The sequence below is a fragment of the Megamonas funiformis genome (assembly GCF_010669225.1).
Taxonomy (GTDB): Bacteria; Bacillota; Negativicutes; order Selenomonadales; family Selenomonadaceae; genus Megamonas; species Megamonas funiformis.
Window position 1 is genome coordinate 2053058 of the sequence record NZ_CP048627.1, and the last position, 26641, is coordinate 2079698.

Sequence of the window (26641 nt, forward strand, 5' to 3'; positions counted from 1 at the left end):
TTTATGAAATTAATCATAAACTGCCTTTTCTACTATTATTTTTTATTTATTTATCCCAAAATAATCTGCTAAAATCAGCGTTGCATTATATTGTGGTTGATCAAAAGAACGACTGCTTAATTGGAACCAGCCATTGCCATTTCCTCTAGCACTAGCAACATACATTTCATCATTTACAAATCTTATCATCGTTTTATAAGTGAATTTTGTTGTTTTATCCCCATCTACCATCACAACATCATAAGAAAATACTGCTGTTTTGGTATTTTCTTCAACTTTTTCTTCTTGCTCAATAATTTTTGCTGAAGATACGTCAACATATCTATTTACACCGTTTTGTGAAAATGCTAATGGATAATTTGTATCATTATTCCAATAGCTAGCTGGAGTATATAATGCTGAAGCTTCAGCCATGGAAAAACTATTTGCCGTTAAAGCAAATATACATAAGGTAATAACCATCATAAAGTATTTAACTATTTTTTTCATAATAAAGTTCCTTTCTTATTATGACCGATACAAAATTATATCCTAACTTAATCATATCTTGTTTATCATCACAAGTCAATACAAGTCAATAAAAACAAAAAGAGCCTTTAGATTATAAAATCCAAAGACTCTACATTTTTAAAGTGGCGGAGCGAGAGAGATTCGAACTCTCGCACGGCGAAGCCGCCTAACGATTTAGCAAACCGTCCTCTTCAGCCTCTTGAGTATCGCTCCATGATATAAAATTTTAATAAAACTTAATGGAATACTGTATGCTATAATGGCAGGGGCAGTAGGACTTGAACCCACAACCAATGGTTTTGGAGACCACTACTCTACCAATTGAGCTATACCCCTAATTTAATGGGGCGACTAGTGGGGATCGAACCCACGCAATAACGGAGCCACAATCCGCCGTGTTGACCGCTTCACCATAGCCGCCATATTCCATTATAATGAGCCTAAAGGCTCTAACTGGCAACTTCCTATCCTCCCAGCACGTCTCCATGCAAGTACTTTTGGCCTCTAAATGCTTAACTACTGTGTTCGGTATGGGTACAGGTGGAACCATTTAGGCATCGTCACCAGATATTCTCTTTTTCTTTTTTGAAAGATATTAATCTTTCAAAACCACTCAGAAGATTACTTTGCTCCAAGTCATTTCTTTTTTAAGTTAAGCTCTCGACATATTAGTACCAGTACGCTACATTCATTACTGAACTTCTACTCCTGGCCTATCAACCTCGTCATCTTCAAGGTGTCTTTCAAGCTTTCGCTTTGGGAGACCTCATCTTAAGGCAAGTTTCACGCTTAGATGCTTTCAGCGTTTATCTTTTCCGGACGTAGCTACCCAACTGTACCCCTGGCGGGATAATTGGTACACCATTGGTCCGTCCACTCCGGTCCTCTCGTACTAGGAGCAGCCCCCTTCAAGTCTCTTACGCCCGCGATGGATATGGACCGAACTGTCTCACGACGTTCTGAACCCAGCTCACGTACCACTTTAATGGGCGAACAGCCCAACCCTTGGGACCTGCTCCAGCCCCAGGATGTGATGAGCCGACATCGAGGTGCCAAACCTCCCCGTCGATATGGACTCTTGGGAGAGATTAGCCTGTTATCCCCAGGGTAGCTTTTATCCGTTGAGCGATGGCCCTTCCACTCGGAACCACCGGATCACTAAGCCCTACTTTCGTACCTGCTCGTCGTGTCTGACTCGCAGTCAAGCTCCCTTCTGCCTTTACACTCTTTGCGCGGTTTCCGTTCGCGCTGAGGGAACCTTTGGGCGCCTCCGTTACATTTTGGGAGGCGACCGCCCCAGTCAAACTGCCCGCCTGATACTGTCCTGAGAGTCGTTACTTCTTCAGTTAGAGGTCCAATAAATAAAGGGTGGTATCCCAAGGTTGACTCCATATCAGCTAACGCCAATACTTCTCCGTCTCCCACCTATCCTGTACGTTATTTACCGAACATCAATGTCAGGTTGCAGTAAAGCTCCATGGGGTCTTTCTGTCCAGTCGCGGGTAACCTGCATCTTCACAGGTACTTCAATTTCACCGGGTCCCTCGTTGAGACAGTGCCCAAGTCGTTACACCTTTCGTGCGGGTCGGAACTTACCCGACAAGGAATTTCGCTACCTTAGGACCGTTATAGTTACGGCCGCCGTTTACTGGGGCTTCAATTCAAGCCTTCGAGTTTCCTCTAAGCCCTCCTCTTAACCTTCCAGCACCGGGCAGGTGTCAGCACCTATACGTCAGATTTCTCTTTTGCAGGCACCTGTGTTTGTGCTAAACAGTCGCTTGGGCCTCTCTTGTGCCACCGGCTGACGCTCCAGAAGTAAATCCCTTCACATCCTCCGGCTATCCTTATCCCTAAGTTACGGATACAATTTGCCGAGTTCCTTAACGAGGGTTGTCCCGCGCACCTTAGGATTCTCTCCCCGCCTACCTGTGTCGGTTTCGGTACGGGCGCCTCATCTCTCACTAGAAGCTTTTCTCGACAGCATGGCTCACTTGAATTTGACTTTACCGAAGTATCGTCTATCTATCAGTTCTCGGTCTTATACAGTACGGATTTACCTATACTGCAACCTACCACCTTCGACACGCACATCCATTCGCGTGCTCAAGCTACCTTCTGTGTCACTCCATTGCTCAAACGATTTGAAGCGGTACAGGAATATTAACCTGTTGTCCATCGCCTATGCTTTTTGCCTCGGCTTAGGTCCCGACTTACCCTGAGTCGACGAGCGTTGCTCAGGAAACCTTAGGCTTTCGGTGGAACAGATTCTCACTGTTCTTTTCGCTACTCATACCGGCATTCTCTCTTGTATATCCTCCAGCGCTCCTTCCGGTACACCTTCAGTCGGATATACAACGCTCCCCTACCCAGAATTATATAATCCTGCCGCGACTTCGGTTCTGTACTTGAGCCCCGGACATCTTCGGCGCAAGGCCTCTCGACCAGTGAGCTATTACGCACTCTTTTAATGGTGGCTGCTTCTAAGCCAACATCCTGGTTGTTTATGAAGTCTTACATCCTTTTCCACTTAGTACAGCATTGGGGACCTTAGTCGGCGGTCTGGGCTGTTTCCCTCTTGACTACGGGTCTTATCACTCGCAGTCTGACTCCCAGGGTCTTAATTATAGCCATTCGAAGTTTGACTAGGGTCGGTAGGCTTTACGCCCCCTTGCCAGATCAGTGCTCTACCGTCTATAATCTTCCCTGAGGCTAGCCCTAAAGCTATTTCGGGGAGTACCAGCTATCTCCGCGTTCGATTGGCATTTCACCCCTATCCACGGTTCATCCCAAAGTTTTTCAACACTCACGGGTTCGGTCCTCCACGCATTTTTACCTGCGCTTCAACCTGACCATGGATAGATCACTGCGGTTTCGGGTCTACACCATGTTACTAGTCGCCCTATTAAGACTCGCTTTCGCTTCGGCTCCGTGTCTCCCACTTAACCTCGCAACATAATGTAACTCGCCGGTTCATTCTTCAATAGGCACGCCGTCGCACTCTTAAGGTGCTTCGACTGCTTGTAGACATACGGTTTCAGGTTCTATTTCACTCCCCTCCCGGGGTTCTTTTCACCTTTCCCTCACGGTACTATGCGCTATCGGTCGCCAAGTAGTATTTTGCCTTGGAGGGTGGTCCCCCCTGCTTCCTGCAAGGTTTCACGTGTCTCGCAGTACTCTGGATACCAGCCCGATTGACTTCTTTTCGCCTACAGGTGTTTTACCTTCTGTGCATGGCCTTTCCAAACCATTCGACTAAGAAGTTTCCTCTTTTTGCCGGTCCTCAACCCCACAAAACCGAAGTTTCATGGTTTGGGCTCTTCCCCTTTCGCTCGCCGCTACTTAGGGAATCTCAATTGATTACTTTTCCTCTGGGTACTTAGATGTTTCAGTTCCCCAGGTCTGCCTCTTTCGTACCATCACATGACTGATGGTGGGTTGCCCCATTCGGATATGCATGGATCACTGGATGCTTGCTCCTACCCATGCCTTTTCGCAGCTTACCGCGTCCTTCATCGGCTCTTGGCGCCAAGGCATCCGCCGTATGCCCTTGTTCACTTAACTTACTTAAGGTCATTTGCGTTTGTCTTCGCTAATGTAATTTGTTTAAATCCTAAAATGCTTGGTTCAATCCACTTTAAACTCATAAGAGAAGCTAATTCTTTTAATGAGGTTAGAACTTTTGTTCTAACTATAGTATCTGTAAATGATAAATCATTAACAGCCTACTCATATGGTGAATTTGTTTTTTGCATTTCTTCTTCTGTGTAGTTTTCAAAGATCAATAATGGTGGGCCTAACTAGACTTGAACTAGTGACCTCACGCTTATCAGGCGTGCGCTCTAACCAGCTGAGCTATAGGCCCATATTCTTATGTTCAAGCCGTTTGGCTTTTTTCTTGTTGGCTCACGAGCCAGCTTCTATAGTATATTAAATAATGAGCCTCTTGTCAACACTTTTTTTGATTTTTTTTTTATATTTTTATAAAAACTATAAAAAGCTTTATATTTCAAGTGTTTTTAATCATCGAAAAGTGTTTTTTCTTTCTCTTTTTTATGCTAAAATCTATTTAAATTCACTTTATGATTATTTATAGAGGTTATATTATGTCAAAACTTATCAATAAAATTTTATTAATCATGTCCACAATACTCATTTTATTCGTTGTTTCGTTTAGTGCAGTATTTGGCTATCTATTCTTTCAACATTCTCAAAACATAGAAAGCAGTCGTTTAGAAAGCACAGCTTTATCTTTAGCTGATATTTTGAGTAAGTCTACAGGTAACAATCCTTTAAATAATATATATAACGCTAATGTTTTGCAATTAGTAAATATATTAGAACAAGGTGAAATATGGCTTGTAGATAAAAATACACTGCAAATTGTAGGTTCTCGCTTTAATCCAGCATTAACTTATGACCAACTTCCAGCTCAAGCAGCCAATGACCTTCAATCCATTTTAAACGGTCAAAATATTCGCACTCAAACCTTTAATATATATACACAGCCACATTATACTACAGTTGGTGTTCCTATATATGATAGTGAAGGTAATGTCAAAGGAGCATTGCTGTTTCATAGCAAAATGCCTACATTAAAATTCAGTTGGTATGATGGAATTGCTTTAATGCTATTTTGTTCTATAGTTCTATTTGTAATTTTAATACTTCTCTTAAAAGTTCTCCTAAAAAAATACGTTTTACCTTTAGAAGTATTAAATCAATTTATTGAAAAGATTTTGCACCATAATTATACTTCCCATATAAAAACAAAAGCTAATGATGAGATAGCTCAACTAGCTCAAAACTTAAATCGTCTTTCTTTATATTTACAAAATCTCGAAACTACATCTAAAGCTAAAGCTCAATCTGATAATAATTTAATCATAAAAACAGCTTATAAACTCCATACACCTTTAAAAGAATTAAAACATGATATACAAGAATTAGCTCAAAAAAAATCCAATATACCTGAGCCATATTTAAAACAAATGCAAAAAAATATTGATAAACTAGATATGATTGCTAGTAATCTTTTAGATTTATCTCAATTAGATAATAAAGATTTTACACTTCAAAAAGATTTGCTCAATTTAATAGAAATTCTTCAAGATAGTATAAAAGCTCGTGAAAAAGTAGCTAAGGAACAAAATATAAAGATAGATTTAAAAATAAGTCTAGCTAAAGAAATCATTTTATTTACAGGAGATAAAAATCGTCTTAAACAAATGTTTTGTGAAACTTTAGATAAAGCACTTCAAATCTATCCTCAAAAAAGTGATTTAATCATAAAGATTTTAGAAGATGATAACAATTATTATATCTATATGCAAAACAATAATGATGAAATATCTGTCGAACACCTACCAGAAATGTTCCCTCAATTTTATCAGACCGCAGAAGATGATACTATCTTAAATAGCATTGAACTAAAAATTGCCCAACATCTAGCTAGTTTACATCAAATAAAATTGACAACAGAAAAACAGTCTGATAAATATACTGTTTTTAAATTTACAATTAGCAAATAAAATAAAAAACTCATTTCAATATTTAAATTAACTATGAAAATATATCTTTTTTATAGTCAATTTCATTGAAATGAGTTTTTTTATTACTTATCTAAAAGAAAAATCTTATCTTGAGGTAATTTTACATATATAGTATCGCCAATTCTTTTATTATTTTGCCAATACTCTTTGCTGACTTCTAAACGAATGGCTTGTTTAGCATTTTCTTTTCTCAACATTATAACTATGCTAAAAATATTTTCTACTAATTCATCAATGATGACTTCTTCTACATTTATATCTTTTTTTCTTTCTTTATCATCAACTATCATTAATTCATGGGCTCTAATGCCTATGTATCTATCTTTATCACTTATTTCACTAGTAACTGTTAAATCTATATTCCAATCAATAGCTCTACATAAATACTTGTCTATTTTCTCTATGCGTGAATGATTTTTACAACCACTCAATTTAGAAGCAGCTATTGAATTTGGTTTTTCAAATAAATCTTTTTTAGTGCTAAAAGACACAGTTTTTCCTTGTGATAATACCATAATTTCATCACAAAAACGATAAATTTCATCTCTATTATGGGAAACGAATAATACATTTTTACCATAAAGCTTTAAAACTTTTGCTAATTCTAATTCAACTTGCCATTTCAAAAAATCATCTAAAGCCGAAAATGGTTCATCTAACATTAATATATCAGGCTGTGAAGCAAAAATTCTAGCTAATGCTACTCTTTGTTGTTGCCCTCCTGATAAATTTTTAGGATAAGCCTTTTTTAAATTTTCTAAATGAAAAATTTTTAAATACTTAGCTATAATTTCTTTTTGCTCTTCTTTAATTTTTATACCTACAGCAATATTTTCTTCAACATTCATATGAGGAAATAACGCATAATTTTGAAATAAATAGCCTATATTTCGCTTTTGTGGTGATAAATTAATCTTTTTTTCACTATCAAACAAAACTCTACCATTGAGAATTATTTTACCTTCATCTGGTGTTTCTATCCCTGCAATACATTTTAAAGTCATACTCTTACCACAACCAGATGCACCTAATACACCTAAAATTCCTTTTTCAGTGTAAAAATTCACATCTAAACTAAAATCAGGATAATATTTTTTTATTGCTACTTCTAAAGCCATTTACTTCACCTCAACTATTGACTTTTTGTTGCTGTTTTAACCAATAATTCATCAATACCATTACCATTAATGATACAACAATTATTATCCCTGCCCAAACAAAAGCCGTTTCTTGGTCATTTGCTTGCACTGCTGAATAAATAGCTGTAGACATTGTCTGCGTTTTTCCTGGAATATTACCCGCTAGCATAATTGTCGCTCCAAATTCACCTAAAGCCCTAGCAAAAGATAAAATTGCACCTGCTAATATACCGGATTTTGCCAAAGGTAATATAATCTTCCAAAAGATTTTTTCTTCACTCATACCTAAAGTTCTCGCTGCAAAAATCAAATCTTTATCTATCTGCTCAAAAGCTCCACGCGTCGTTCTATACATCAATGGAAAAGAAACTACAACTGCTGTAATTACAGTAGCTGGCCAGGAAAAAATTATATTAATATCAAATACAGCTAAAAATTGTCCAATAAAACTATTTTTTCCTAAAAATAACAATAAGAAAAAACCCACTACAGTAGGAGGCAAAACTAAAGGTAAAGTGATGATGCCATCTATAAATCCTTGATATTTTTTTAATTTGCAAATAAATCTAGCTGCATATATACCTAAAATAAAAGTAATTATTGTAGCAAGTCCCGCTGTTTTTAAGGAAATATATAATGGAGAAAAATCCATATTTTCACCTCAAATGAAAATAGCGACAAGCTAAAGCATTAATCTGCTTTAATTTGTCGCTATATATTTTATTATTTTACGTTAAATCCATATTTTGCCAAAATATTTTTTTGTGCATCTTGAGATAAATATGCAATAAAATCTTTTGCTACATCTGGATTTTTAGAGGAATTTACCATCGCTATTGGATAAACTACAGGTTTATGCGTATTTTCTGGTGCTTCCATCAATACTTTAACTTTATCAGAAATAGCTGCATCTGTAGCATAAACTATACCGCAATCTACTTCGCCTGTTTCTACCCAACCGAGAACTTGACGTACATCAGAAGCATATACTGCCTTCTGTTTCATAGCGTCTAGTATCTTTAAATTAGAGAAGATTTCTTCTGAATATTGTCCAACTGGTACAGCTTTTGGTTCACCTAAAGCTATTTTATTGATTTTATCTGTAGCCACATCAGCAAAATCATTTAAAGATAATTCACTGTCTTTTGGCACAATTAAAACCACTTTATTCTCCAATAAATCTTTACGCGTGGACTTATCAATTAATCCTTTCTCATCTAGGGCATTCATCTGTTTTTGTGCTGCTGAAATAAATACATCAGCAGGAGCCCCTTGTTCTATCTGTGTTTGTAAGGCACCAGAACTTCCAAAGTTATATGTTAATTTCACATTTGGATATTCTTTTTCATAATTTGCACCAATTTCTTTTATAGCATCTGTCATGCTAGCAGCTGCTACAATATAAACTTCTTGTTGCTTTTCTGTTTTTTGAGAACTATTATCTTGAGAAGTATTTCCACAACCAGCAAATACAACAGTTAATAAACAAAACATCACTAATATAACTATATTTTTGCCATTGCTTTTCATTTTAAAATCCTTTCTCTAATTAAAAACAATAATTACAAATTATTCCCTCTTAGAAATTAATAACTGTAAGAGCTACTAAACAAACAGAAGCGATTGTTACCATAATGCTATTCACTGATGTCTTCCTCCTTATTCTATTATCCATATATGAAAATATATTTATTTTTACACAAACAAAAAAGACAGGTTATCCTGTCTTTATCTAATGCCCGAAGGCTTATTATTTAATATGGTGGAGATGAGGAGATTCGAACTCCTGACCCCCTGCTTGCAAGGCAGGTGCTCTCCCAACTGAGCTACACCCCCATATAGAGAGATATTCTCTCAAAACCAAACAATGCTCGAATGTGCTCGACACATGCCGTTACCTCGGTAACGCATGCTCCTTAGAAAGGAGGTGATCCAGCCGCACCTTCCGATACGGCTACCTTGTTACGACTTCACCCCAATCATCGCCCCCACCTTAGACGGTCGGTACCATAGGCCCTTAGCCGGCTTCGGGTGTGAATGACTTTCGTGGTGTGACGGGCGGTGTGTACAAGGCCCGGGAACGTATTCACCGCAGTATGCTGACCTGCGATTACTAGCGATTCCGACTTCATGTAGGCGAGTTTCAGCCTACAATCCGAACTGAGAGATGCTTTTAGGGATCCGCTCCACCTCGCGATTTCGCTTCCCTCTGTTCATCCCATTGTAGTACGTGTGTAGCCCAAGACGTAAGGGGCATGATGACTTGACGTCATCCCCGCCTTCCTCCGCGTTGTCCGCGGCAGTCTACTATGAGTTCCCATCCGAAATGCTGGCAACATAGTATAGGGGTTGCGCTCGTTGCGGGACTTAACCCAACATCTCACGACACGAGCTGACGACAGCCATGCACCACCTGTTTTCTTGTTCTCCGAAGAGAAGGAACTTATCTCTAAGTCTTTCAATCAATGTCAAGTCTTGGTAAGGTTCTTCGCGTTGCGTCGAATTAAACCACATACTCCACCGCTTGTGCGGGCCCCCGTCAATTCCTTTGAGTTTCAACCTTGCGGCCGTACTCCCCAGGCGGGATACTTATTGCGTTAACTCCGGCACGGAAGGAGTCGATACCTCCCACACCTAGTATCCATCGTTTACGGCTAGGACTACCGGGGTATCTAATCCCGTTCGCTACCCTAGCTTTCGAGCCTCAGCGTCAGTTACAGTCCAGAAAGCCGCCTTCGCCACTGGTGTTCTTCCCAATATCTACGCATTTCACCGCTACACTGGGAATTCCGCTTTCCTCTCCTGCACTCAAGAAAACCAGTTCGGACCCCATCACGGGGTTGAGCCCCGCACTTTTAAGATCCGCTTAGTTTCCCGCCTGCGCTCCCTTTACGCCCAATAATTCCGGACAACGCTTGCCGCCTACGTATTACCGCGGCTGCTGGCACGTAGTTAGCCGTGGCTTCCTCGTTAGGTACCGTCAAACAAAGACTGTATTATAATCCTTATCCTTCGTCCCTAACAACAGAACTTTACGATCCTAAGACCTTCATCGTTCACGCGGCGTTGCTCCGTCAGGCTTTCGCCCATTGCGGAAGATTCCCCACTGCTGCCTCCCGTAGGAGTCTGGGCCGTGTCTCAGTCCCAATGTGGCCGTTCATCCTCTCAGACCGGCTACTGATCGTCGCCTTGGTGGGCCTTTACCCTCACCAACTAGCTAATCAGACGCAAGCTCATCTTCAAGCGGAAGCTTATGTCAGAGGCCTCCTTTAGTAAGTGTCTCATGCGATACTCTTACATTCATTCGGTATTAGCACCCCTTTCGAAGTGTTGTCCCCATCTTGAAGGTAGATTGCTTACGCGTTACTCACCCGTTCGCCACTTGGTGTTTACCGAAATAAACACCCCGTTCGACTTGCATGTGTTAAGCACGCCGCCAGCGTTCGTCCTGAGCCAGGATCAAACTCTCCAAAAAAAATTATTTTTCGAAGAACCGATTGGCTCTTAATTATCTGTTTAAAAAGAATTTATTAGGTAATCTGCTATAAAAAGCAGATACCGCACATTCGTTTATGTTAGAAAACATATTGTGCATTGTTTGGTTTTCAAAGAACATTTCTTGCTTGTTGCTGTCTCCGTGAGTCAGCTTCTATATAATAACCCGATTTCAAATAAATGTCAACACTTTTTTTGAAAAAAATATAAAATATTTTAAAAAAGTTTTCTAAATGCTATAATAATAGCTATATTCATTAATATTTTTAGGAGGATATCATTATGAAAAAGACTAATGCGGCTCGCATTTTAGACCGCTTAAAGATAGATTATGAACTAAAAGAATATAAAGTAGATTTAAATGACTTAAGTGCTATCCATGTTGCTAAAGATGTAAATATGGATATAAAAACTGTATTTAAAACTTTAGTAGCTAGAAGTGATAAAAATGATATCATCATGGCTTGTATCCCTGGTGATGATGAATTGCATCTAAAAAAACTTGCTCAAGTTGCTAATTTTAAAAAGGTAGAAATGATACATCTTAAAGAACTATTGCCTTTAACTGGTTATGTGCGTGGTGGTTGTTCTCCACTTGGTGCAAAAAAAGCTTATCCTGTATTCATTGATGAAACAGCTTTGAAATGGCCTAAAATAGCTATCAGTGCAGGTGTGCGCGGAGAACAGATTTTACTTGCACCACAAGATTTAATAAAAGCTGTTAATGCTACTGTTGCCGATTTAATTAAATAAAAAAGAAAGTGATTTATATGAATACAGATGAAAGACGTGAACAAATCCTTTATACGTTAAAACAAACTAATACGCCAATCACTGGCTCAGAACTAGCCAATATCTTTAAAGTCAGTAGACAGATTATTGTCGGAGATATTACCGTTTTAAGAGCTTCTGGTCATAATATCTTTGCTACACCTAGAGGATATTTACTACCTCACGACCAAGCAAAAGAAGAACAACTCGCCACTATAGCCTGCCAACATAATGATGATAATTTACAAACAGAATTAGAAATTATCATTGATAATGGTGGTAAAGTCCGTGATGTTATCGTTGAACACCCATTATATGGTGAAATTCGTGTTAATCTCTTCATCAATAGTCGTAGAGATATTCAGTTATTTTTGGCAAAAAAAGAAAAAACAAATGCTTCTGCTTTAATGAGCATAACAAAAGGTCTTCATTATCATACAATTGAAATTCCTAATATGGAAACTTTGGAATTAATAAAAACTGAATTAAATAAGGCTCATATATTAATCGCCTAAACAAAAAGCAAGGATATAAACAAATGTTTTAATCCTTGCTTTTTTATTTACGAATAGAAATTAAACTCGCACATAAGCTTTTAATGTTGCAATTTTTTGCCCTTTAGATTTTCCGTATGGTGCTATAGTATATTCTTTTATATTTTCAGGTATTATGAATGTTTCTGCATAATGAACGACAAATGGAGCAAATAAATTTTCTGGTGAAGTTACAATTGCTTCTTCACCTTCAATTAAATTCAAAACATTTACAATATCTGCATAACCTTCATAAGCTTCACTAGATAATTCATCTATTTCTTTTATCTTTATTTTAGGATATTTATCATAATTAGATTGTCTATTCTCCCATAACATCTTTTTCATCTCCTCTTATACTAAATCAAGTTTTTGCAGATATTCATAAATGCCATCTTCATTATTAGACTTTGTTATATATTCCATTTGTTTTTTGATTTCTTCTGGAGCATTTTGCATAATTACTCCTCTTCCTACCAATTTCAACATATCTAAATCATTATAATTATCCCCAAAGGCAATAGCTTGTTCAGGTGTCATATTCAAATGATGCAATAATACTTCGATACCATTTGCTTTACTTACATCTTTATTCATGATTTCAATTAAAATATCACTTGAACGCACTATATTTAATTGAGGAAACTTCTCTTGCAAAACAGCTTCTATTTTTGAGCTGATATTTGCTTTTGTCATACATAATATTTTATTAGGCAATATATCTTTATTTATCAATTCTTTAAAATCCGCCTGACTTGCTTTTACATTAGTGATATTTTCTTCTCTCTTTACAGCTTTATTATCTTCATCTTTTATAAACCAATTATCATCACTATAATAATTTATTACTACATCATCAGGCCATAATAGTTCTATTTCATCAATAATAGCCTTCGTATCTAATTTATTAATTTTATCATCATGTAAAATTTGATTTTGCTCATCTAAAACTAAAGCCCCACCATAACTAATCATTGGCATTTTTACATTCATTTCATCAAGAATTAATTTCATAGCTTTAGGCATACGCGCTGACACCAATACAAATGGTATATTTTTTAAAGCTAATTTTTGTACAGCTTCAATTGTACTAGTCAATAATTCATGTTTAGAATTTAATACTGTTCCATCAATATCTGAAAATACAATTTTCCAATCCATATCATCACCCACTTAAACTAAAATTATTTTAAACTCTAAAAAGGCTATGATGAATAATATTTAGATGGGGGAAATTATATTCATCATAGCCTTTTATTGCTGTTATTTTTCTATATAGTTAATCAATTTATTAATATTATCCTGTCCATTTTTTATGCCTAAGCTCAATATCAAACAAGCTATCACACTTAAAACCATTAATACTATACCTACAGTTGATAAGAAAGAATATATCTCATCTCCAAATAAAATCAATATTAATGATATAGAAGAAAGCATTATCATATTTCTAAGCCAAACTTTTAAATTATTCAACATCTTCGTTTGATATTGTATTTCTCCAATATAAGCTTGTTTCATTTTGCTCTGCATAAAAAATCACCTTTCATCAATAAGTTAATCCTGTATCGAAGAAACCAACTAATACACCAACGAAAGCAATAACTACTAATAAAAGCATAACATAAATTGGTGACATATTTCTCTTAGTCAATAAATACCAACAGAAAATAACAAATACAGCTGATAAAATATTAGGGAATACACCATTTAATGTATCTTGGAGTACTAAAAATGGTTTATCTGCACCTTCGGCAGTCATAGTGAAGCCTGTTCTGATATTAATCCAAGTACCAGCAACAGCACCAATTACGATAGTACCTAACATTACGATAGATTCACGGATAGCTGTAGCTCTTTCACCAACTAAGAAATCAATTGCTTTACCACCGAGTTCATAACCTTTGAAGTATAAAAATCTCATACCCCAAGTAATAAGTAAGTTCCAAACGATTATATAAAAGATTGCCCCAATTGGAGAACCGCCAGTAGATAGACCCATTGCAATACCTAATAAAATTGGAATTAATGTACCTACTACCAAGGAGTCACCGATACCAGCGAGTGGTCCCATAAGACCTGCACGAAGACCATTTATTGTTTCTGCATTGATATCATCTGCGCCATTAGCTTTTGCTTCTTCCAAACTTGCAGTAATACCTACAACTACACTACCAACCTGTGGTTCTGTATTAAAGAAGGCTGTATATGTCTGCATTGCCTTTTTCTGTTCTTCTTTTGTTTTATATAATTCTTCGATAATTGGCAACATAGCACATAAATAACCAAAAGTCTGCATATGTTCTTGGGAGAAACATGTTAAATGTCCATAGTACCAATTTCTAAAAGATTTATTTAGTGTTTTCTTAGAAATTTTCTTTTCCATTTAAATATCCTCCTCATCGTCATCATCATAGCTTGTTGCTCCACTAGCTGCTGCTTTTTTAGCTTCTATGCGAAGCATCTGAATTTTATAATTGATAATTGCAAACATACCGCCAACGATAGCAGCACCGATTAAGTTTAATCCTAAACCTGCAGCTAAAGCAAAACCTAAGAAAAATGGAATGAAATCCATAACATCATTAACAACTTGTTTTAATAAGATAGCAACCCCAACTGATGGAAGTAATGCACCTACTGTGAATAATGTCTGCATTGCAATACCGTCCATTGGTAAATAAGTTTTAATAGCTTCTACAGCATCTTGACCATATAAACACATAACTACAGTTGGAATGAAAGAACATATAATATGAGAAATCCAAGGAAGACCCATATCTACGAAATATAATTTATGGAAATTACCTTCTTCAACAGCTTTCCAACCAATATGTTGCCATGCAAGGTTGATAGTAGCAGTACCATAGAATAAAACTGTACCAAGTGTACCTACCATGGAACCAAATGAAGTAGCCAAACCAATACCTGCTGGACTTGCTGGATCAAGACCTAAAGATTTAACAGCTATCATTGCAAGAGGAATACCAATATAACTTACAGCACGAACATCAGCAGAAACTGTACCACCTGGAGTAACAAGTGCTATGTATACAACCTGCATTGCAGTACCAATTAAAATACCGCTTTGAATATCACCTAAAACAATACCGCAAACTAAGCCCCCAACGAGTGGACGACCTAATGTATAGTTACCAATTACAGTACCACCCATACCAGGCATACTAGCTAAACAAGCAAATATACCTAATATAATGGCTTGGAGCCAACTTATTTCCATGAAACTCCCTCCACTTCATCTTATATACAATCTAATTAAAAACCAAATTTACCTTTGAATTTATCCCAATTACCAATAGAAACATCTGGTAATAAAGAAAATTCAATGCTATAACCAGCTTTACTGATATCTTCTAAAGCTTGTGCTTCTTCTTGAGTAATGGACTGATTATTTCCAAGTGTTGTTGAACCTTCACGGTCATTACATGGACCTACGATTACTTTTGTAATACCACATTTAAAACCTTGTTCAACTAAGATTTTTCTCATATCAATAGGGTCTTTTGTAATTAAGAAATAACGTGTATCGCTATCTAAAACTTTTTGAGCTTTCTTTTTAAAATCTTCTATAGTCCAAACAAATGTTTTTTTACCACTAGCTGCTTTATAAGCTGCTTTTAATACATCGGATTTTGCTGCTTTATCATTTACAGCGATTAATCCATCACAAGGATATTCTCTAGCCCAACGAGTACAAGTTTGACCATGAATCATACGGTCATCAATACGAATAAATGAAACTGACATTATAAAAACCTCCTAAAATAATTACCTAAAATTAAATATCTTCTTCAGACTCTTCTACTATTTTAAATTCTTGCATAGCCATACGAGCCTGTTCTAAAACTTGATTTGCTATTTCATCTAAAGAAACAGTGTCTTTCATCAAAACAGTTGTTAAAGCTAATGGTAAATTCATTCCGCCTAAAATAACTGTTTTAATTCCTTTATTAACTAAAACATTTGTGGCATTTGTAAGTGGTGAACCACCGATTATATCACCTAGTAAAATAACATCATCATCATTTGAAATATCTTTTACTTTTTCAGTGAATAATGCTGTAAATTCATCTACGCTTTTTCCATTTTCAAGACCAACAGATAAAATATCTTCTCTGTTTCCTGCCAACATAGATAAAGCATCATTTAAGCCATTTGCAAATTTTCCATGGCTAACTAATATTACATACTTCATAGTAGTTGCTCCTTTATTTTTTATATTTTCTAATAATTCTCTTTACATCAACTATTCTATCAATATTGACGAAAATAATCATATGTCTACAATCACAAAATGGGCATTACATTTGTCACAATTTTATTTCATTCATTATGAACAATAAAAAATAGTAGCCTAAAAACAGAATTTTAAGCTACTATTACCATCAAAAACAGTATAAAACTATTTCTCATTATTCATTTAAATACTTATTTATATCCTTTTGCAATTCCAATAAACCTATATCAATATCGTTTTTATTTCTTATCATATCATTAATTTTTATATCAATTAAATTCAAAGCTTGATTATATTTTTTAAATCTACTATGTTCTAACGTTTTATTCATAACTTCATCTAAAAGATTTACATTTATCTGATTTTCTTTATTATCCTTACCTAAAAGGCATACAATATCTTCTGATTTATTGATTGATTTTAAAGAAGAAATTCCTTGTGAATACTTATATAAATCCTTTTGTGTTTCTTTTTCATAGGTGAGCATTTTCAAAAATTCCCAAGCTATATCAGCATTTTTACTTCTCGAAGATATTCCCATCAATAATGAAGAAATTTCACTTCCTTTATCATTAGATGATATCAACGGCATTTTTATACAATCCCATTCAAAATCAGAGAATTTTTTTACTCTCCAAGGATATGGCTTATATGTACGATATTGCGCAAAAGACATAGGAGCAAATGCCACTTTACCTGTATTGAATTCTTCCTTCGTAATGATATGTTCTTGATTTAATTTATTTAATTTTTCTACGAAAATAACTGCTTCTTTTGCTTCATCTTGATCGATAAAACATTCTTTTCCATCTTCATCGAATAATCTTATACCATGACTATACATAGAATTTAACCAACTAAAATTATAACAACCATACTGGTCGATAGCCCCATCACCATTAGTATCTTTTGTAACTTGTTGACAAATATTATAAAAGTCATCTAAAGTCCAATCATTTTCTGGTATAGGTATATTTTCTTTTTCTAATAAAGTCTTGTTTACAAACATCAACATAGGATTACTTTCATATGGCAAAGCATATTGTTTATGCTCATATTGACCAGCTTTTAAAGTACTCTCATAATAATCATCTTTATTAAATTTCTTATCATTTTCTATTTCTTCCGTTAAATCCTTTAAAACACCTAAAGAACTCAGCGTATTAAAATCTTCATCTACAATCATAAATACATCAGGTTCTTCACCATTTACAATTTTATTGGCTAACCACAAAGAATAATCAGATTTTAAAATACCACTTTCATATTCAATCTCTACATTAGGATGTAATTTTTCAAAACGAGCTATAGCATCATCTATGACTTTATAATCATTTCCATTTGGCAATTCCCAATTGCCTACAAATATACCTAAATGTATTACTACTTTATTCGTATATATATTTGTTACAGCTACATAAATAAATACTATAGCCATAAAACTTATTATAACTTTCTTAATCATTATCAAAATCCTTTGCAATTTGACCTGTCTGTACAGCCCAAATAGCCAATTGCGTGCGGTCTCGTAGATCTAATTTAGATAAAATGGAACTTAAATAATTTCTGACTGTACCTTCAGATAAAAACATTTTTTTAGCAATTTCTTTATTTGATAAACCTAATCCTATATTTTGAACTATCTTCCATTCATTTTTAGATAATTCATCTAGACAATTTTCCTCAACATTAATAATTAAATTTCTATTTCTCGACATATTAGAAAACATGCTTACTACTTTTGTAGCTATATCTGGATTAATCAAAGCTCCGCCATTATAGATAACCATAATATCTTCATACAATTCTTCCATGCCCACATCTTTTAATAAATAACCACTTGCACCATATTTCAAAGCACTAAATATATATTCATCATCATCAAAAGTCGTCAATATCACTATTTTTATCTCTGGATACTGTTCTTTTACGAGCTTAGTACAATATACACCGTCCATTTTAGGCATTCTTATATCCATTAAAATAATATCCACTTTATGTTTTTTCAGTGTTTCTAATACTTCATACCCGTTGCCTACGACACCAACAATTTCAATATTATCATGTGCGCCTAAAATTATCTTTAACGACTCTCTTATCAATTCTTGGTCATCTGCTATTAATACTTTTATCATTTTCGCAATTATTATTGGAAATACCGCATCCAATAACTCTCCTTCTCTATAAGATTTTTACTCTATAAAGGTATTTTTATCTCAGTTGTAAAACCATTTTCACTATAAAAATTTATATCGCCTCTTATTTGAGAAACTCTTTCTACCATTTGTTTTAGACCAAAACCATAGTTTATAGCCTTACAACCTTTACCATTATCTTTTATTTTTAAACACAATAAATTATTTTCTTTGTAAATATTAATATCCACAACTGTAGCCAATCCATGTCGTATACTATTTGTTATACTTTCTTGAATAACTCTAAATAAGATATCTTCTATCTTAGTATCAAAACCAGTTTCATCAATCTGATAATTTAAATTTATCTTCAAATCCGTTACATTAGATATCTCTTCTTTCATTTTTTCAATAGCTTCTTTTAATCTATACTGCTGTAAAAAATCTGGTCGCATCTTATTTAGTGAATTTCTAACATCTTTCATGCCCTTGCGTATAGCCTTGGATATTACTTTTAATTGTGCTTTTGCCAATTGAGGATTTTTATCAATCATAGTGATACACGCATCAACGCCCACAGCCATTCCTGCCAAAGCATGTCCTATCGTATCGTGAAGTTCTCTAGCCAAACGCTTGCGTTCATTTTTTTCACCAAATTTTTCCGTAACAATAACATATTTTTGCATTTTTTTATTTATCATTGCCACCATGGATAATTTTTTACTGATATATTCATTTTCTTGTATCTGCTTCAAGATATAAATAATCATAAAAATTATAAACAATATTATATTAAAGCCTTCTAATAATCTCTTTATGATTATTAAACAATTTCTTATGCTAGCATCATAGACTAGGAAATATTCTTCTATATTAACTAAAGTATAAAAATATGTAACTATTTCATAATTTGCCAATAAATATATAAGACCTAATGCAACTAATAAGACTTGATACTTCAAGCCTTTTTTCAGATGATACATACAATCACAAAAAACAAATAAAATTATTCCATTATATGATAAATATATTAAAAAAATAAGTATTACTGAAATTACTACTTCTAACAAACTATATAAGTAATTTATTGTTTTATTTCTTATATTATTAAACTCTCGATAATAAACGCAATAAGCTAAACAAAGTAATAAACCAACAGACCCACTAATAATATATACTGGAGCCGTAGGCATATACATTACTTTATCAAGAAAACTCCTCGCCAAATCATTTCCAATGATATATTTTGTTGTAATCGCAATAACTGCTACATAAAATAAAACAATTATCACATTTAAAATAAACATCGTATTTTTAACAATAAAGAAAAATAATCCATATGTTCTATTCATTATTGCCACCTATCTTCATCATATTTAAATAAATTTTCTTTGTTTATCAGCGAAATAGGTATTATTATATTTTTTTCTATTTTTTTGCCATTTAAAATATTATACATATTTTCTACAGCTATTTGCCCCATCTTGATAGGTGATTGCGCTACCGTACCGACTATCATTTGATTTCTGCCAATCAAAGCTTTTATCTCTGGCGTGCCATCTATTCCATATACCATTACATCATTTTTATTGTTCTTTTCTAAAGCAGCCAATGCACCTAAAGCACTTGGGTCATTTAACGCCATTACTACGTCTATATCAGGTGTTTCTTCTATAATCTCTTGCATTTTAGGCATGGCAATTTCCAATTGCCCATCACATTCAGCTTCGTTTATAACTTTATATTTTTCATTATTATCAATTACGCTCAAAAAACCTTCAATTCGCTCTTTTGCTGATTTTGCTGTTGTATGTTTCAATAGAACAATATTTGCACTATCTAATCTTTCCATCATATCTTTTGCACATTGAACACCAGCATCATAATTATCCGAAACAATCGTACAATTCACTAAACTTTCATCACTAACTGGGGCGTCTATGATAATTACAGGAATATTTGCTCTTTTTGCTGCCTGTAAAGCTGGCTCTATTTGTTCAAAATCAATAGGATTTATAAAAATTCCGTCTACTTTTTGGTCTATGAATTTATATATCTGCTCATTTTGCTTATCTACATCTAATTCTGGGTCTAAAGTAATCAAAGTATCATTATTTTTCTCTACTACTTTTAAAATCTCATTATTGATTATTTTATAGAATGGATTATTCATGGTCATATAACTAACACCAAAAACTTTATGTTTAGCAACAGGTGCCGTATATATGTTGTATGTAACTGTAAAAATTATTAATACCATAAAAAAAATTATTATATATGTCATGTTCTTATAAAAACGCTTCATCTATATCACCTTCTATCATTATAGCATTAAGCTAGGCATAAAAATAAGTGACAAAAGTCATATTTGTATTTATGTTTATACATACATATACAATCACTTTATAAAAAAACTGTATTTTAAAAACTAGACTAAATAATTTCATCTAATTTCTAAAATACAGTCTCAAAATCTAAAATTATTTATTATCCTTTAAATATTTCCTACCGATAACAATAGCAGCATAATCATCAACAGGAACTGGTGGTACTTGCATACCTAAAGGAATTAATTTTTTCCAACCTTTAGGTGGATTTTCCTGAAAATATAATTTTCTGGCTTCATCTGTTGTTCGATATTCATTTATTAAAACTATATCTCTATCTATAAATTCTTGTTTTAATAAATCATATTTTTTCTTACTGCTCGTACCATTTCCCATGACAATCGTCTTGATAATGTATTTCTCCAGCAAAGACTTTATTATTTGCACTAATTCTTCTGAATTAATTATTTTATGCTCTAAAACATCACTATTCTTTAAAATAGCTATGCCTGTTTTTTCTCTACCTGGATCAATAGCTAAAATTTCATCATTCATGATTAATCTCTTGCTCTGTTTCATTTTTTAAATAGATATGCAAACGCAATGGTCCTAAAACTTCTGTATCAGCAGCTGCAAAGGCACTAATTAAAACATCTTTACCTCTGTTTTCAGCTAAAGCTTTTTCAATGGCATATATCTGATTGCCGTTTATCACACCAACTGTACCAGTCAAAGGATTTGGCAAAATACCATTATTTATAGCTGTCATATTCACATTACGTAGAAAATCACTTATCAACATTTCACTATTACTACCATCAATAGGAACATTGTATATCTTTTGATATACAAATTCATTTTCTTGATAAACTACACGATTAGGATGCATCTCTAATTCAGTCAATACAGGATCACCTTTTACTAAGTTAGCAGCTACAATAAGGCGAATAACTGTATCTCCTTTAGCTTGCTTTAATCTATCCATCGCTTTTTGATATTCAATAGGATAAATCCAAACGCCATCTTTAGAGCCTTCTGTTCCCAATCTATCAATTATTTTACTATTAGCTAATGCTATGATTTGATTTAAATCGTTTTGAATTTTTACTGGGTCATCAGTCTTTTTAATTACACCGCTAGCCAATAATTCGCCTACACGATAAATTATTGGTCGTTCACGAATATTTTCTATACCTTCTTGCAAGTCATTATTCGTTTTTTCCAATTCTAAATTATCAGCTTTCAAGCTTTCATTATTGGCTAATAAAAATTGATTATTTTCGGCTAAACTTTGATTATGTTCTATTAAAGTCTGATTATCTGACCACAATTCTTGATTTCTATTTTGCAAAGCAACTTGTTCTTGTCTTAGAAGTTCAGCCGCTTGTTGGGCAATTTCTAAATCCTCTTGAGTTTCTTCTAAATCCTTTTTAGATTTAGCATATTCCTCTTTAGTCGTATTTAAATCGTTTTTTACGTTGACTAAAGCGCCTGAAGCTTCTTCAAGCATAGATTGTTTTTCATTTAGTTCTGCCTTTAATTTATTCATACCAAAAAGAGCGGTACGAACATCTTTAGAAGCAATAGCCAATATACCAAAGGTAACAGTTGTAATCAATATACCTGTGATAATTGTTACCAAAATAGATGTATGTCTTGGTCTTAAACCAAATAATGATAATTTTTTCTTGCCAACTTTACTGCCTAGGCGGTCGCCAATGAAAGCGATTACGCCACCGGTTAAAACTAATACGACAATCAGCATAATGCCATACACGGTTCATACCACCTACTTATTATTTTATTTTGATTCTTTACGAATTAAATAAATACCTGCTATCAAAGTTACAATATTAGGTATCCAAACAGCTATAACTGGCGGAATAAAGGAATTTTGTCCAATTGCACCAGCTAAAGTCATCAAAGTATAGTAAATGAAAATAATTATAATACTTATACCAAAACCGATAGAAGAAGAACTACGATTTGGTTGAATGCCAAGTGGCGCCCCAATTAAAGCAAACATCAAGCTAGCCATTGGCACTGTAAAACGTTGATATAATTCTATCTCTAATTTTTTAGTATCTACATATTGAGATTTCATTATATTAATTTGTTCACGAAGTTCTTTAATTGTCATTTCATCAGGTTTTTTCTGACTTTTAATAATCTGTTTAGGAGTTTGATTTATTGGCAAAACTTGTGAGTCAAATTTCATCATACGTTCTGTGTTTGGTTGAGATAAATCATATAATACGCCATTATACATTACCCATTCATCAACACTCCATTTAGCATATTCTGCATTTTCTACACGCACCATTTTGCCTTGTTCAAATTCCTGTATGGATAAATTATCTAAATTGCCTGTTTCAGCATCATATTTACGAGCATATACTAATCTTTGGATATTACCATCTTGGATTTGTTTGATAATTATATGCTCTTGAGATTCTGGAGATGTATTTCCTTGAATTTCATATCGCACTAAATCAGCATAAGCTTGGTTAGATGCAGGTACTACATATTCATTAAAGCCAATGGAAAAAATACTAACGCCAAGAGAAAAAGCTATAACTGGTGTTACTAATCGTTTAAAACTAACACCACATGCCTTCATAGCAATAATTTCACTATTGCCTGATAATCTACCAAATGTCAACAATGCTGCAAGCAACATAGACATTGGGAATGTCCACACTATAATGCCTGGTAAACTATAGATGATTAAACGCACTATAGCTGAAAAAGATGCACCATATTGTGTTATATATTGAGCAATTCTCAATAATGTTCCTGACCCTAAAAATACAGCTGAAAATGCACAGATGCCAAAGATAAAGGTCATGATTGTTTCTTTTAATATATATTTATCTAAAATACGCATCTATCATCTTCTCCTATAATTTAAAGTCTTCACCTAAATAGAACTTACGAGCGAGTTCACTATTAGCAATTGTATCGCTATCGCCTTCTAAAAGAATTTGTCCACTGTTCATAATATAAGCTCTATCTACAATTTGCAAAGTTTCCCTTACATTATGGTCAGTGATTAAAATTCCCATGCCACGTTCTTTTAAATAACTGATAATTCCCTGAATATCAGCTACTGCTAAAGGGTCAATTCCTGCAAAGGGTTCATCTAATAAAATGAAATGAGGTTCTAGTGCTAGACCTCTTGCGATTTCTACACGTCTACGTTCCCCACCAGAAAGTTGCATACCTAAACGAGTTCTTATATGAGTGATATTAAATTCTTCTAAAAGGTCATCAATCTTTTTATCTTGTTCTTTTTTGGATAGATTTCTAGTTTGTAAAATTGCTCGCAAATTATCCTCTACTGTCAATTTACGAAAAATAGATGCTTCCTGTGCTAAATAACTTATACCTAGATCTGCACGTTCATTGATAGGCAATCTAGTAATATCAATATCAGAAATAAATACTTTTCCTGATGTTGGCTTCTCTATTCCTACAATCATATAAAAAGTTGTAGTCTTTCCTGCACCATTTGGACCTAATAAACCTACAATTTCACCTTTCTTTACATGCAAAGAAACATCTCTTACTGCAGGCGTTCCTTTATACTCTTTAATAAGATTTTTTACTTCAATATGCAAACGTGTCACTCATTTCTATCTTTATCATCTAACCATCAACTATTTTATTTAATATTCACATTGTCTCCTAAATAAACAGTTAATGTATTTCCTCTAACAATATTACCATTTTGAGTAGCTACTGCATTTCCTGTAAGTACTAATTTACCATTTTCTGTACTGTTGTAAGTAGCATTATCACTGTTAGTTACAATATTTCTTGATGGACTTTTAATATTTACATTTCCTGTAGCTACAAAATTAAAATCTTGACCATTGCCACTATAAGTTGCTGTATCGCTTGTGGATTGTACATCATTAGTTTTGCTATTTAAATATACATTGCCTGTAGCTGTATATTGATTTGTCATCAAATTTCCTGATAATACATCACCGCGAATATCAGCTTGTGGTCCAGTTGCATTTCCGCCTAAAGGCATGGATATATCACTTGTTGCTTGATTATAATGTATTTCTTCTCCAGTTAATGTATTATCAGCTTTTACCAATACTACAGAACCCTTAGCTACAACTTCTTTATTAGCATTAGAAATCAAGCTTTCTGCCTTTAAGTTCATATCATCTTTATTTGCAGTTACGCCACCTGTAATAGAGGCTTCCTGTGTTTTAAAATTATATGTTGCTTGACCGCCAGTTAATACGCCACCATCACGAATAATAGTTACGCCACCTGTAGCTATTGCCATATCTGTCTGCGCATTATATTCTATTACATCGCCTTTTAATTCAATAGGAGCATCTGCTGCAATAACTGTATTTATCATTGAAAAACTCATAATAGCTACAGCAAGTGCTGTTTTTAGCTTACTATATTTTTTCATTTATTGATTATCTCCTTTTATAATATGTGCATTACCCATTAATTTGAAATTAGTAAATACATCTTTACTTTCAGCCTTATCTGCTGTTGCCCTCATACCTGGCTTATTGATATCAACATTTCCTTCACAAGTCAATATACCTTGCTCACCATTCCAAGTGACTTTATCTGTTTTAAATTTCAATTCATCACTTGATTTAGCTTCTATTCCATCAACCAATTCAATATTTTTATTTTTCTGGTCATATGTCGCTTTAGGAGCATTTATTTCTATGCTTGTTCCATCTTCACGATAAAAAGTACCTTTTACTTTTTCCATGGTAAACATCTGTGAATCTTGGTCTACTGTCATTGTTTCTGCATAACATTGCCAAATCAATTTACCATTTACTTCTTCTTTCAAAGTATTATTGTGATATACCATAACTTTATTTGTCTGTGTATTTTGTGTTTCTTCAACTTTTGGTCTACTAGCATAAGCCCAATAAATCAAACCAACTATCAATAAGACAAGAATTAAAACTATGGCATTTTTTTTATTTACCTTTTTAGTCATTTATTGACCACCTTAGTTTTTACGGTATGATGTTTTACTTTCTGCTGTTCAGGACGTGTATTCCAACGTTTTTGGAACCATATCCACTGCGTAGGATGTGCTATGATTTGCTCTTCAATAACTTTTGTCATACGCTCTGTGAAATCATACAAATCAGCATTTGTATCTCCAGTATCATTATATACTATTGGTTCATAAATTTCTATTTTATGTGTACCATCACTTTGACGAATGATAAATGCTGGTACAACTGGTGACATAAATTTACGAGCAAATACAGCAGGGCCCATTGGCGTTGAGCATACTTCACCTAAAAATTCAATAAATGCTCCACCTGGACCTGCATCTTGGTCTGCTAAAAAACCTAAAATACGACCTTTTTTCAAAGCTCTTGAAGCTGCCAAAAGCTCTGAAGCCGCACCACGTGCAAATATTTCTACCCCTACTTGAGCACGATATTCATCTAATAACTTTGTATACTGAGAGTCTGGCTGTGTTTTGGCAAGTGCTGTAACAGAAAAACCTGCTTTAACAAGACCAGCAGCAAGCCATTCCCATGTACCCATATGTGCTGTTAAAATTACAACACCTCTATTTTTTGCATATTCACGTTTTAAAATGTCTAAGCCTTCAAATTTTATATATTTAAAATCATCTTTTTTCAATCTTGGCATATATAAAATTTCCAAGACATTTTGACTTAAATTGATAAATGAATCTTTGACAATTTTCTTTGCCTTTTCCTCATCTATTTTAAAGGATTTCATCATTCTATCAACTGCACGATTGCGTTCTTTAGCTATTAAATGAAAATATAATATACCTAGTATATGCCCTAATCTAAGCAAATTTTTATGTGATAAACAACATAAAAAAGCACTAAAATATTTTAATAATTTATATTTCATTCTAATTCCTCTAATGTCTA

At 34.1% G+C, this 26641-nt stretch carries 25 protein-coding genes, 5 tRNA genes and 3 rRNA genes; 3 read left to right on the forward strand and 30 right to left on the reverse strand.

Features of this window, described 5'->3' with window-relative positions:
* Positions 1-42: 42 nt before the first annotated feature.
* From GXM21_RS10340 to GXM21_RS10370, 7 genes are all read right to left on the reverse strand, one after another.
* Entirely contained in the window at positions 43-489 is a 447-nt protein-coding gene (locus GXM21_RS10340; protein WP_008539805.1) for a hypothetical protein, read from the reverse strand.
* Between the two features lie 144 nt (positions 490-633).
* A tRNA-Ser gene (locus tag GXM21_RS10345) sits at positions 634-723 on the reverse strand.
* Between the two features lie 47 nt (positions 724-770).
* Positions 771-846 (reverse strand) — tRNA-Trp (locus GXM21_RS10350).
* Between the two features lie 7 nt (positions 847-853).
* Positions 854-930 (reverse strand) — tRNA-His (locus GXM21_RS10355).
* 31 nt (positions 931-961) lie between these two features.
* Positions 962-1078: ribosomal RNA gene (gene rrf / locus GXM21_RS10360) — 5S ribosomal RNA — on the reverse strand.
* An 80-nt stretch (positions 1079-1158) separates the two neighbouring features.
* Positions 1159-4071: ribosomal RNA gene (locus GXM21_RS10365) — 23S ribosomal RNA — on the reverse strand.
* Positions 4072-4295: 224 nt separating this feature from the next.
* Positions 4296-4372, reverse strand: a tRNA-Ile gene (locus tag GXM21_RS10370).
* A gap of 241 nt (positions 4373-4613) precedes the next feature.
* On the opposite strand from GXM21_RS10370, the gene GXM21_RS10375 reads away from it, so the two are divergent.
* Entirely contained in the window at positions 4614-6038 is a 1425-nt protein-coding gene (locus GXM21_RS10375; RefSeq protein WP_008539801.1) for a HAMP domain-containing sensor histidine kinase, read from the forward strand.
* 83 nt (positions 6039-6121) lie between these two features.
* Here GXM21_RS10375 and GXM21_RS10380 read toward each other — a convergent pair whose 3' ends face one another.
* The 5 genes from GXM21_RS10380 to GXM21_RS10400 all read right to left on the reverse strand — a co-directional run bounded on the left by GXM21_RS10380 (position 6122) and on the right by GXM21_RS10400 (position 10673).
* Positions 6122-7177: a sulfate/molybdate ABC transporter ATP-binding protein gene (locus tag GXM21_RS10380; RefSeq protein WP_008539800.1), complete on the reverse strand. Its 1056-nt coding sequence runs from the start codon at positions 7175-7177 to the stop codon at positions 6122-6124.
* 10 nt (positions 7178-7187) lie between these two features.
* The gene (gene modB, locus GXM21_RS10385; protein WP_008539799.1) at positions 7188-7850 is read right to left on the reverse strand and encodes a molybdate ABC transporter permease subunit; all 663 of its coding nucleotides are present in this window, start codon (positions 7848-7850) and stop codon (positions 7188-7190) included.
* A gap of 71 nt (positions 7851-7921) precedes the next feature.
* Complete coding sequence (modA, locus tag GXM21_RS10390; protein ID WP_008539798.1) at positions 7922-8728, reverse strand: molybdate ABC transporter substrate-binding protein; 807 nt, start codon at positions 8726-8728, stop codon at positions 7922-7924.
* Between the two features lie 230 nt (positions 8729-8958).
* A tRNA-Ala gene (locus tag GXM21_RS10395) sits at positions 8959-9034 on the reverse strand.
* Between the two features lie 84 nt (positions 9035-9118).
* Positions 9119-10673 (reverse strand): 16S ribosomal RNA (locus tag GXM21_RS10400).
* Between the two features lie 302 nt (positions 10674-10975).
* On the opposite strand from GXM21_RS10400, the gene ybaK reads away from it, so the two are divergent.
* Positions 10976-11446, forward strand: coding sequence for a Cys-tRNA(Pro) deacylase (gene ybaK, locus GXM21_RS10405; protein ID WP_008539794.1), 471 nt, complete (start codon positions 10976-10978; stop codon positions 11444-11446).
* 17 nt (positions 11447-11463) lie between these two features.
* On the forward strand, positions 11464-11979 hold the full coding sequence (locus GXM21_RS10410; protein ID WP_008539793.1) for a transcription repressor NadR: 516 nt from the start codon (positions 11464-11466) through the stop codon (positions 11977-11979).
* Between the two features lie 60 nt (positions 11980-12039).
* On the opposite strand, the gene GXM21_RS10415 is transcribed toward GXM21_RS10410, so the two are convergent.
* The 18 genes from GXM21_RS10415 to GXM21_RS10500 form a co-directional block, all read right to left on the reverse strand.
* Positions 12040-12336: a hypothetical protein gene (locus GXM21_RS10415; protein WP_008539792.1), complete on the reverse strand. Its 297-nt coding sequence runs from the start codon at positions 12334-12336 to the stop codon at positions 12040-12042.
* Between the two features lie 15 nt (positions 12337-12351).
* Complete coding sequence (locus tag GXM21_RS10420; RefSeq protein WP_008539791.1) at positions 12352-13158, reverse strand: Cof-type HAD-IIB family hydrolase; 807 nt, start codon at positions 13156-13158, stop codon at positions 12352-12354.
* Positions 13159-13260: 102 nt separating this feature from the next.
* Positions 13261-13530 carry a hypothetical protein gene (locus GXM21_RS10425; RefSeq protein ID WP_008539789.1) on the reverse strand — a complete coding sequence of 90 codons (270 nt, stop codon included), beginning with the start codon at positions 13528-13530 and terminating at the stop codon, positions 13261-13263.
* Between the two features lie 16 nt (positions 13531-13546).
* Positions 13547-14383, reverse strand: a complete 837-nt coding sequence (locus tag GXM21_RS10430; protein ID WP_008539788.1) for a PTS system mannose/fructose/sorbose family transporter subunit IID — start codon at positions 14381-14383, stop codon at positions 13547-13549.
* Positions 14384-15238 carry a PTS mannose/fructose/sorbose/N-acetylgalactosamine transporter subunit IIC gene (locus tag GXM21_RS10435; RefSeq protein ID WP_008539786.1) on the reverse strand — a complete coding sequence of 285 codons (855 nt, stop codon included), beginning with the start codon at positions 15236-15238 and terminating at the stop codon, positions 14384-14386.
* A 35-nt stretch (positions 15239-15273) separates the two neighbouring features.
* The gene (locus GXM21_RS10440) at positions 15274-15765 is read right to left on the reverse strand and encodes a PTS sugar transporter subunit IIB (RefSeq protein WP_008539785.1); all 492 of its coding nucleotides are present in this window, start codon (positions 15763-15765) and stop codon (positions 15274-15276) included.
* Between the two features lie 31 nt (positions 15766-15796).
* A complete protein-coding gene (locus tag GXM21_RS10445) occupies positions 15797-16213 on the reverse strand; it encodes a PTS sugar transporter subunit IIA (protein ID WP_008539784.1) in 417 nt (138 codons plus the stop codon).
* A gap of 217 nt (positions 16214-16430) precedes the next feature.
* Complete coding sequence (locus GXM21_RS10450) at positions 16431-17720, reverse strand: ABC transporter substrate-binding protein (RefSeq protein ID WP_008539783.1); 1290 nt, start codon at positions 17718-17720, stop codon at positions 16431-16433.
* Positions 17713-18423, reverse strand: a complete 711-nt coding sequence (locus GXM21_RS10455; protein ID WP_008539782.1) for a response regulator transcription factor — start codon at positions 18421-18423, stop codon at positions 17713-17715. Before GXM21_RS10455 ends, GXM21_RS10450 begins: the two co-directional genes overlap by 8 nt.
* Before the next feature lie 29 nt (positions 18424-18452).
* Entirely contained in the window at positions 18453-19742 is a 1290-nt protein-coding gene (locus tag GXM21_RS10460) for a sensor histidine kinase (protein ID WP_008539781.1), read from the reverse strand.
* Positions 19742-20695 (reverse strand): sugar ABC transporter substrate-binding protein, encoded by a 954-nt coding sequence (locus tag GXM21_RS10465; protein WP_008539780.1) that lies wholly within the window; start codon positions 20693-20695, stop codon positions 19742-19744. The genes GXM21_RS10460 and GXM21_RS10465 overlap by 1 nt, the downstream gene beginning before the upstream one ends.
* A 175-nt stretch (positions 20696-20870) precedes the next feature.
* Positions 20871-21272: a RuvC family protein gene (locus GXM21_RS10470; protein ID WP_008539779.1), complete on the reverse strand. Its 402-nt coding sequence runs from the start codon at positions 21270-21272 to the stop codon at positions 20871-20873.
* On the reverse strand, positions 21265-22494 hold the full coding sequence (locus GXM21_RS10475) for a DUF3084 domain-containing protein (protein WP_008539777.1): 1230 nt from the start codon (positions 22492-22494) through the stop codon (positions 21265-21267). The genes GXM21_RS10470 and GXM21_RS10475 overlap by 8 nt, the downstream gene beginning before the upstream one ends.
* A gap of 24 nt (positions 22495-22518) precedes the next feature.
* A complete protein-coding gene (locus GXM21_RS10480) occupies positions 22519-23604 on the reverse strand; it encodes an LptF/LptG family permease (protein WP_008539776.1) in 1086 nt (361 codons plus the stop codon).
* A gap of 13 nt (positions 23605-23617) precedes the next feature.
* Entirely contained in the window at positions 23618-24337 is a 720-nt protein-coding gene (lptB, locus tag GXM21_RS10485) for an LPS export ABC transporter ATP-binding protein (RefSeq protein ID WP_008539774.1), read from the reverse strand.
* A 44-nt stretch (positions 24338-24381) separates the two neighbouring features.
* Positions 24382-25158 carry an LptA/OstA family protein gene (locus GXM21_RS10490; protein ID WP_008539772.1) on the reverse strand — a complete coding sequence of 259 codons (777 nt, stop codon included), beginning with the start codon at positions 25156-25158 and terminating at the stop codon, positions 24382-24384.
* Positions 25159-25713, reverse strand: a complete 555-nt coding sequence (gene lptC, locus GXM21_RS10495; RefSeq protein ID WP_008539769.1) for an LPS export ABC transporter periplasmic protein LptC — start codon at positions 25711-25713, stop codon at positions 25159-25161.
* Positions 25710-26621, reverse strand: coding sequence for a lysophospholipid acyltransferase family protein (locus GXM21_RS10500; RefSeq protein WP_008539767.1), 912 nt, complete (start codon positions 26619-26621; stop codon positions 25710-25712). The genes lptC and GXM21_RS10500 overlap by 4 nt, the downstream gene beginning before the upstream one ends.
* Positions 26622-26641: the final 20 nt, after the last annotated feature.

Bases quoted from the DNA above. Each gene is read 5' to 3' on its own strand.
- GXM21_RS10340 (WP_008539805.1), bottom strand. From the start codon at position 489: ATGAAAAAAATAGTTAAATACTTTATGATGGTTATTACCTTATGTATA.
- GXM21_RS10375 (WP_008539801.1), top strand. From the start codon at position 4,614: ATGTCAAAACTTATCAATAAAATTTTATTAATCATGTCCACAATACTC.
- GXM21_RS10380 (WP_008539800.1), bottom strand. From the start codon at position 7,177: ATGGCTTTAGAAGTAGCAATAAAAAAATATTATCCTGATTTTAGTTTA.
- modB (WP_008539799.1), bottom strand. From the start codon at position 7,850: ATGGATTTTTCTCCATTATATATTTCCTTAAAAACAGCGGGACTTGCT.
- modA (WP_008539798.1), bottom strand. From the start codon at position 8,728: ATGAAAAGCAATGGCAAAAATATAGTTATATTAGTGATGTTTTGTTTA.
- ybaK (WP_008539794.1), top strand. From the start codon at position 10,976: ATGAAAAAGACTAATGCGGCTCGCATTTTAGACCGCTTAAAGATAGAT.
- GXM21_RS10410 (WP_008539793.1), top strand. From the start codon at position 11,464: ATGAATACAGATGAAAGACGTGAACAAATCCTTTATACGTTAAAACAA.
- GXM21_RS10415 (WP_008539792.1), bottom strand. From the start codon at position 12,336: ATGTTATGGGAGAATAGACAATCTAATTATGATAAATATCCTAAAATA.
- GXM21_RS10420 (WP_008539791.1), bottom strand. From the start codon at position 13,158: ATGGATTGGAAAATTGTATTTTCAGATATTGATGGAACAGTATTAAAT.
- GXM21_RS10425 (WP_008539789.1), bottom strand. From the start codon at position 13,530: ATGCAGAGCAAAATGAAACAAGCTTATATTGGAGAAATACAATATCAA.
- GXM21_RS10430 (WP_008539788.1), bottom strand. From the start codon at position 14,383: ATGGAAAAGAAAATTTCTAAGAAAACACTAAATAAATCTTTTAGAAAT.
- GXM21_RS10435 (WP_008539786.1), bottom strand. From the start codon at position 15,238: ATGGAAATAAGTTGGCTCCAAGCCATTATATTAGGTATATTTGCTTGT.
- GXM21_RS10440 (WP_008539785.1), bottom strand. From the start codon at position 15,765: ATGTCAGTTTCATTTATTCGTATTGATGACCGTATGATTCATGGTCAA.
- GXM21_RS10445 (WP_008539784.1), bottom strand. From the start codon at position 16,213: ATGAAGTATGTAATATTAGTTAGCCATGGAAAATTTGCAAATGGCTTA.
- GXM21_RS10450 (WP_008539783.1), bottom strand. From the start codon at position 17,720: ATGATTAAGAAAGTTATAATAAGTTTTATGGCTATAGTATTTATTTAT.
- GXM21_RS10460 (WP_008539781.1), bottom strand. From the start codon at position 19,742: ATGAATAGAACATATGGATTATTTTTCTTTATTGTTAAAAATACGATG.
- GXM21_RS10465 (WP_008539780.1), bottom strand. From the start codon at position 20,695: ATGAAGCGTTTTTATAAGAACATGACATATATAATAATTTTTTTTATG.
- GXM21_RS10470 (WP_008539779.1), bottom strand. From the start codon at position 21,272: ATGAATGATGAAATTTTAGCTATTGATCCAGGTAGAGAAAAAACAGGC.
- GXM21_RS10480 (WP_008539776.1), bottom strand. From the start codon at position 23,604: ATGCGTATTTTAGATAAATATATATTAAAAGAAACAATCATGACCTTT.
- GXM21_RS10490 (WP_008539772.1), bottom strand. From the start codon at position 25,158: ATGAAAAAATATAGTAAGCTAAAAACAGCACTTGCTGTAGCTATTATG.
- lptC (WP_008539769.1), bottom strand. From the start codon at position 25,713: ATGACTAAAAAGGTAAATAAAAAAAATGCCATAGTTTTAATTCTTGTC.
- GXM21_RS10500 (WP_008539767.1), bottom strand. From the start codon at position 26,621: ATGAAATATAAATTATTAAAATATTTTAGTGCTTTTTTATGTTGTTTA.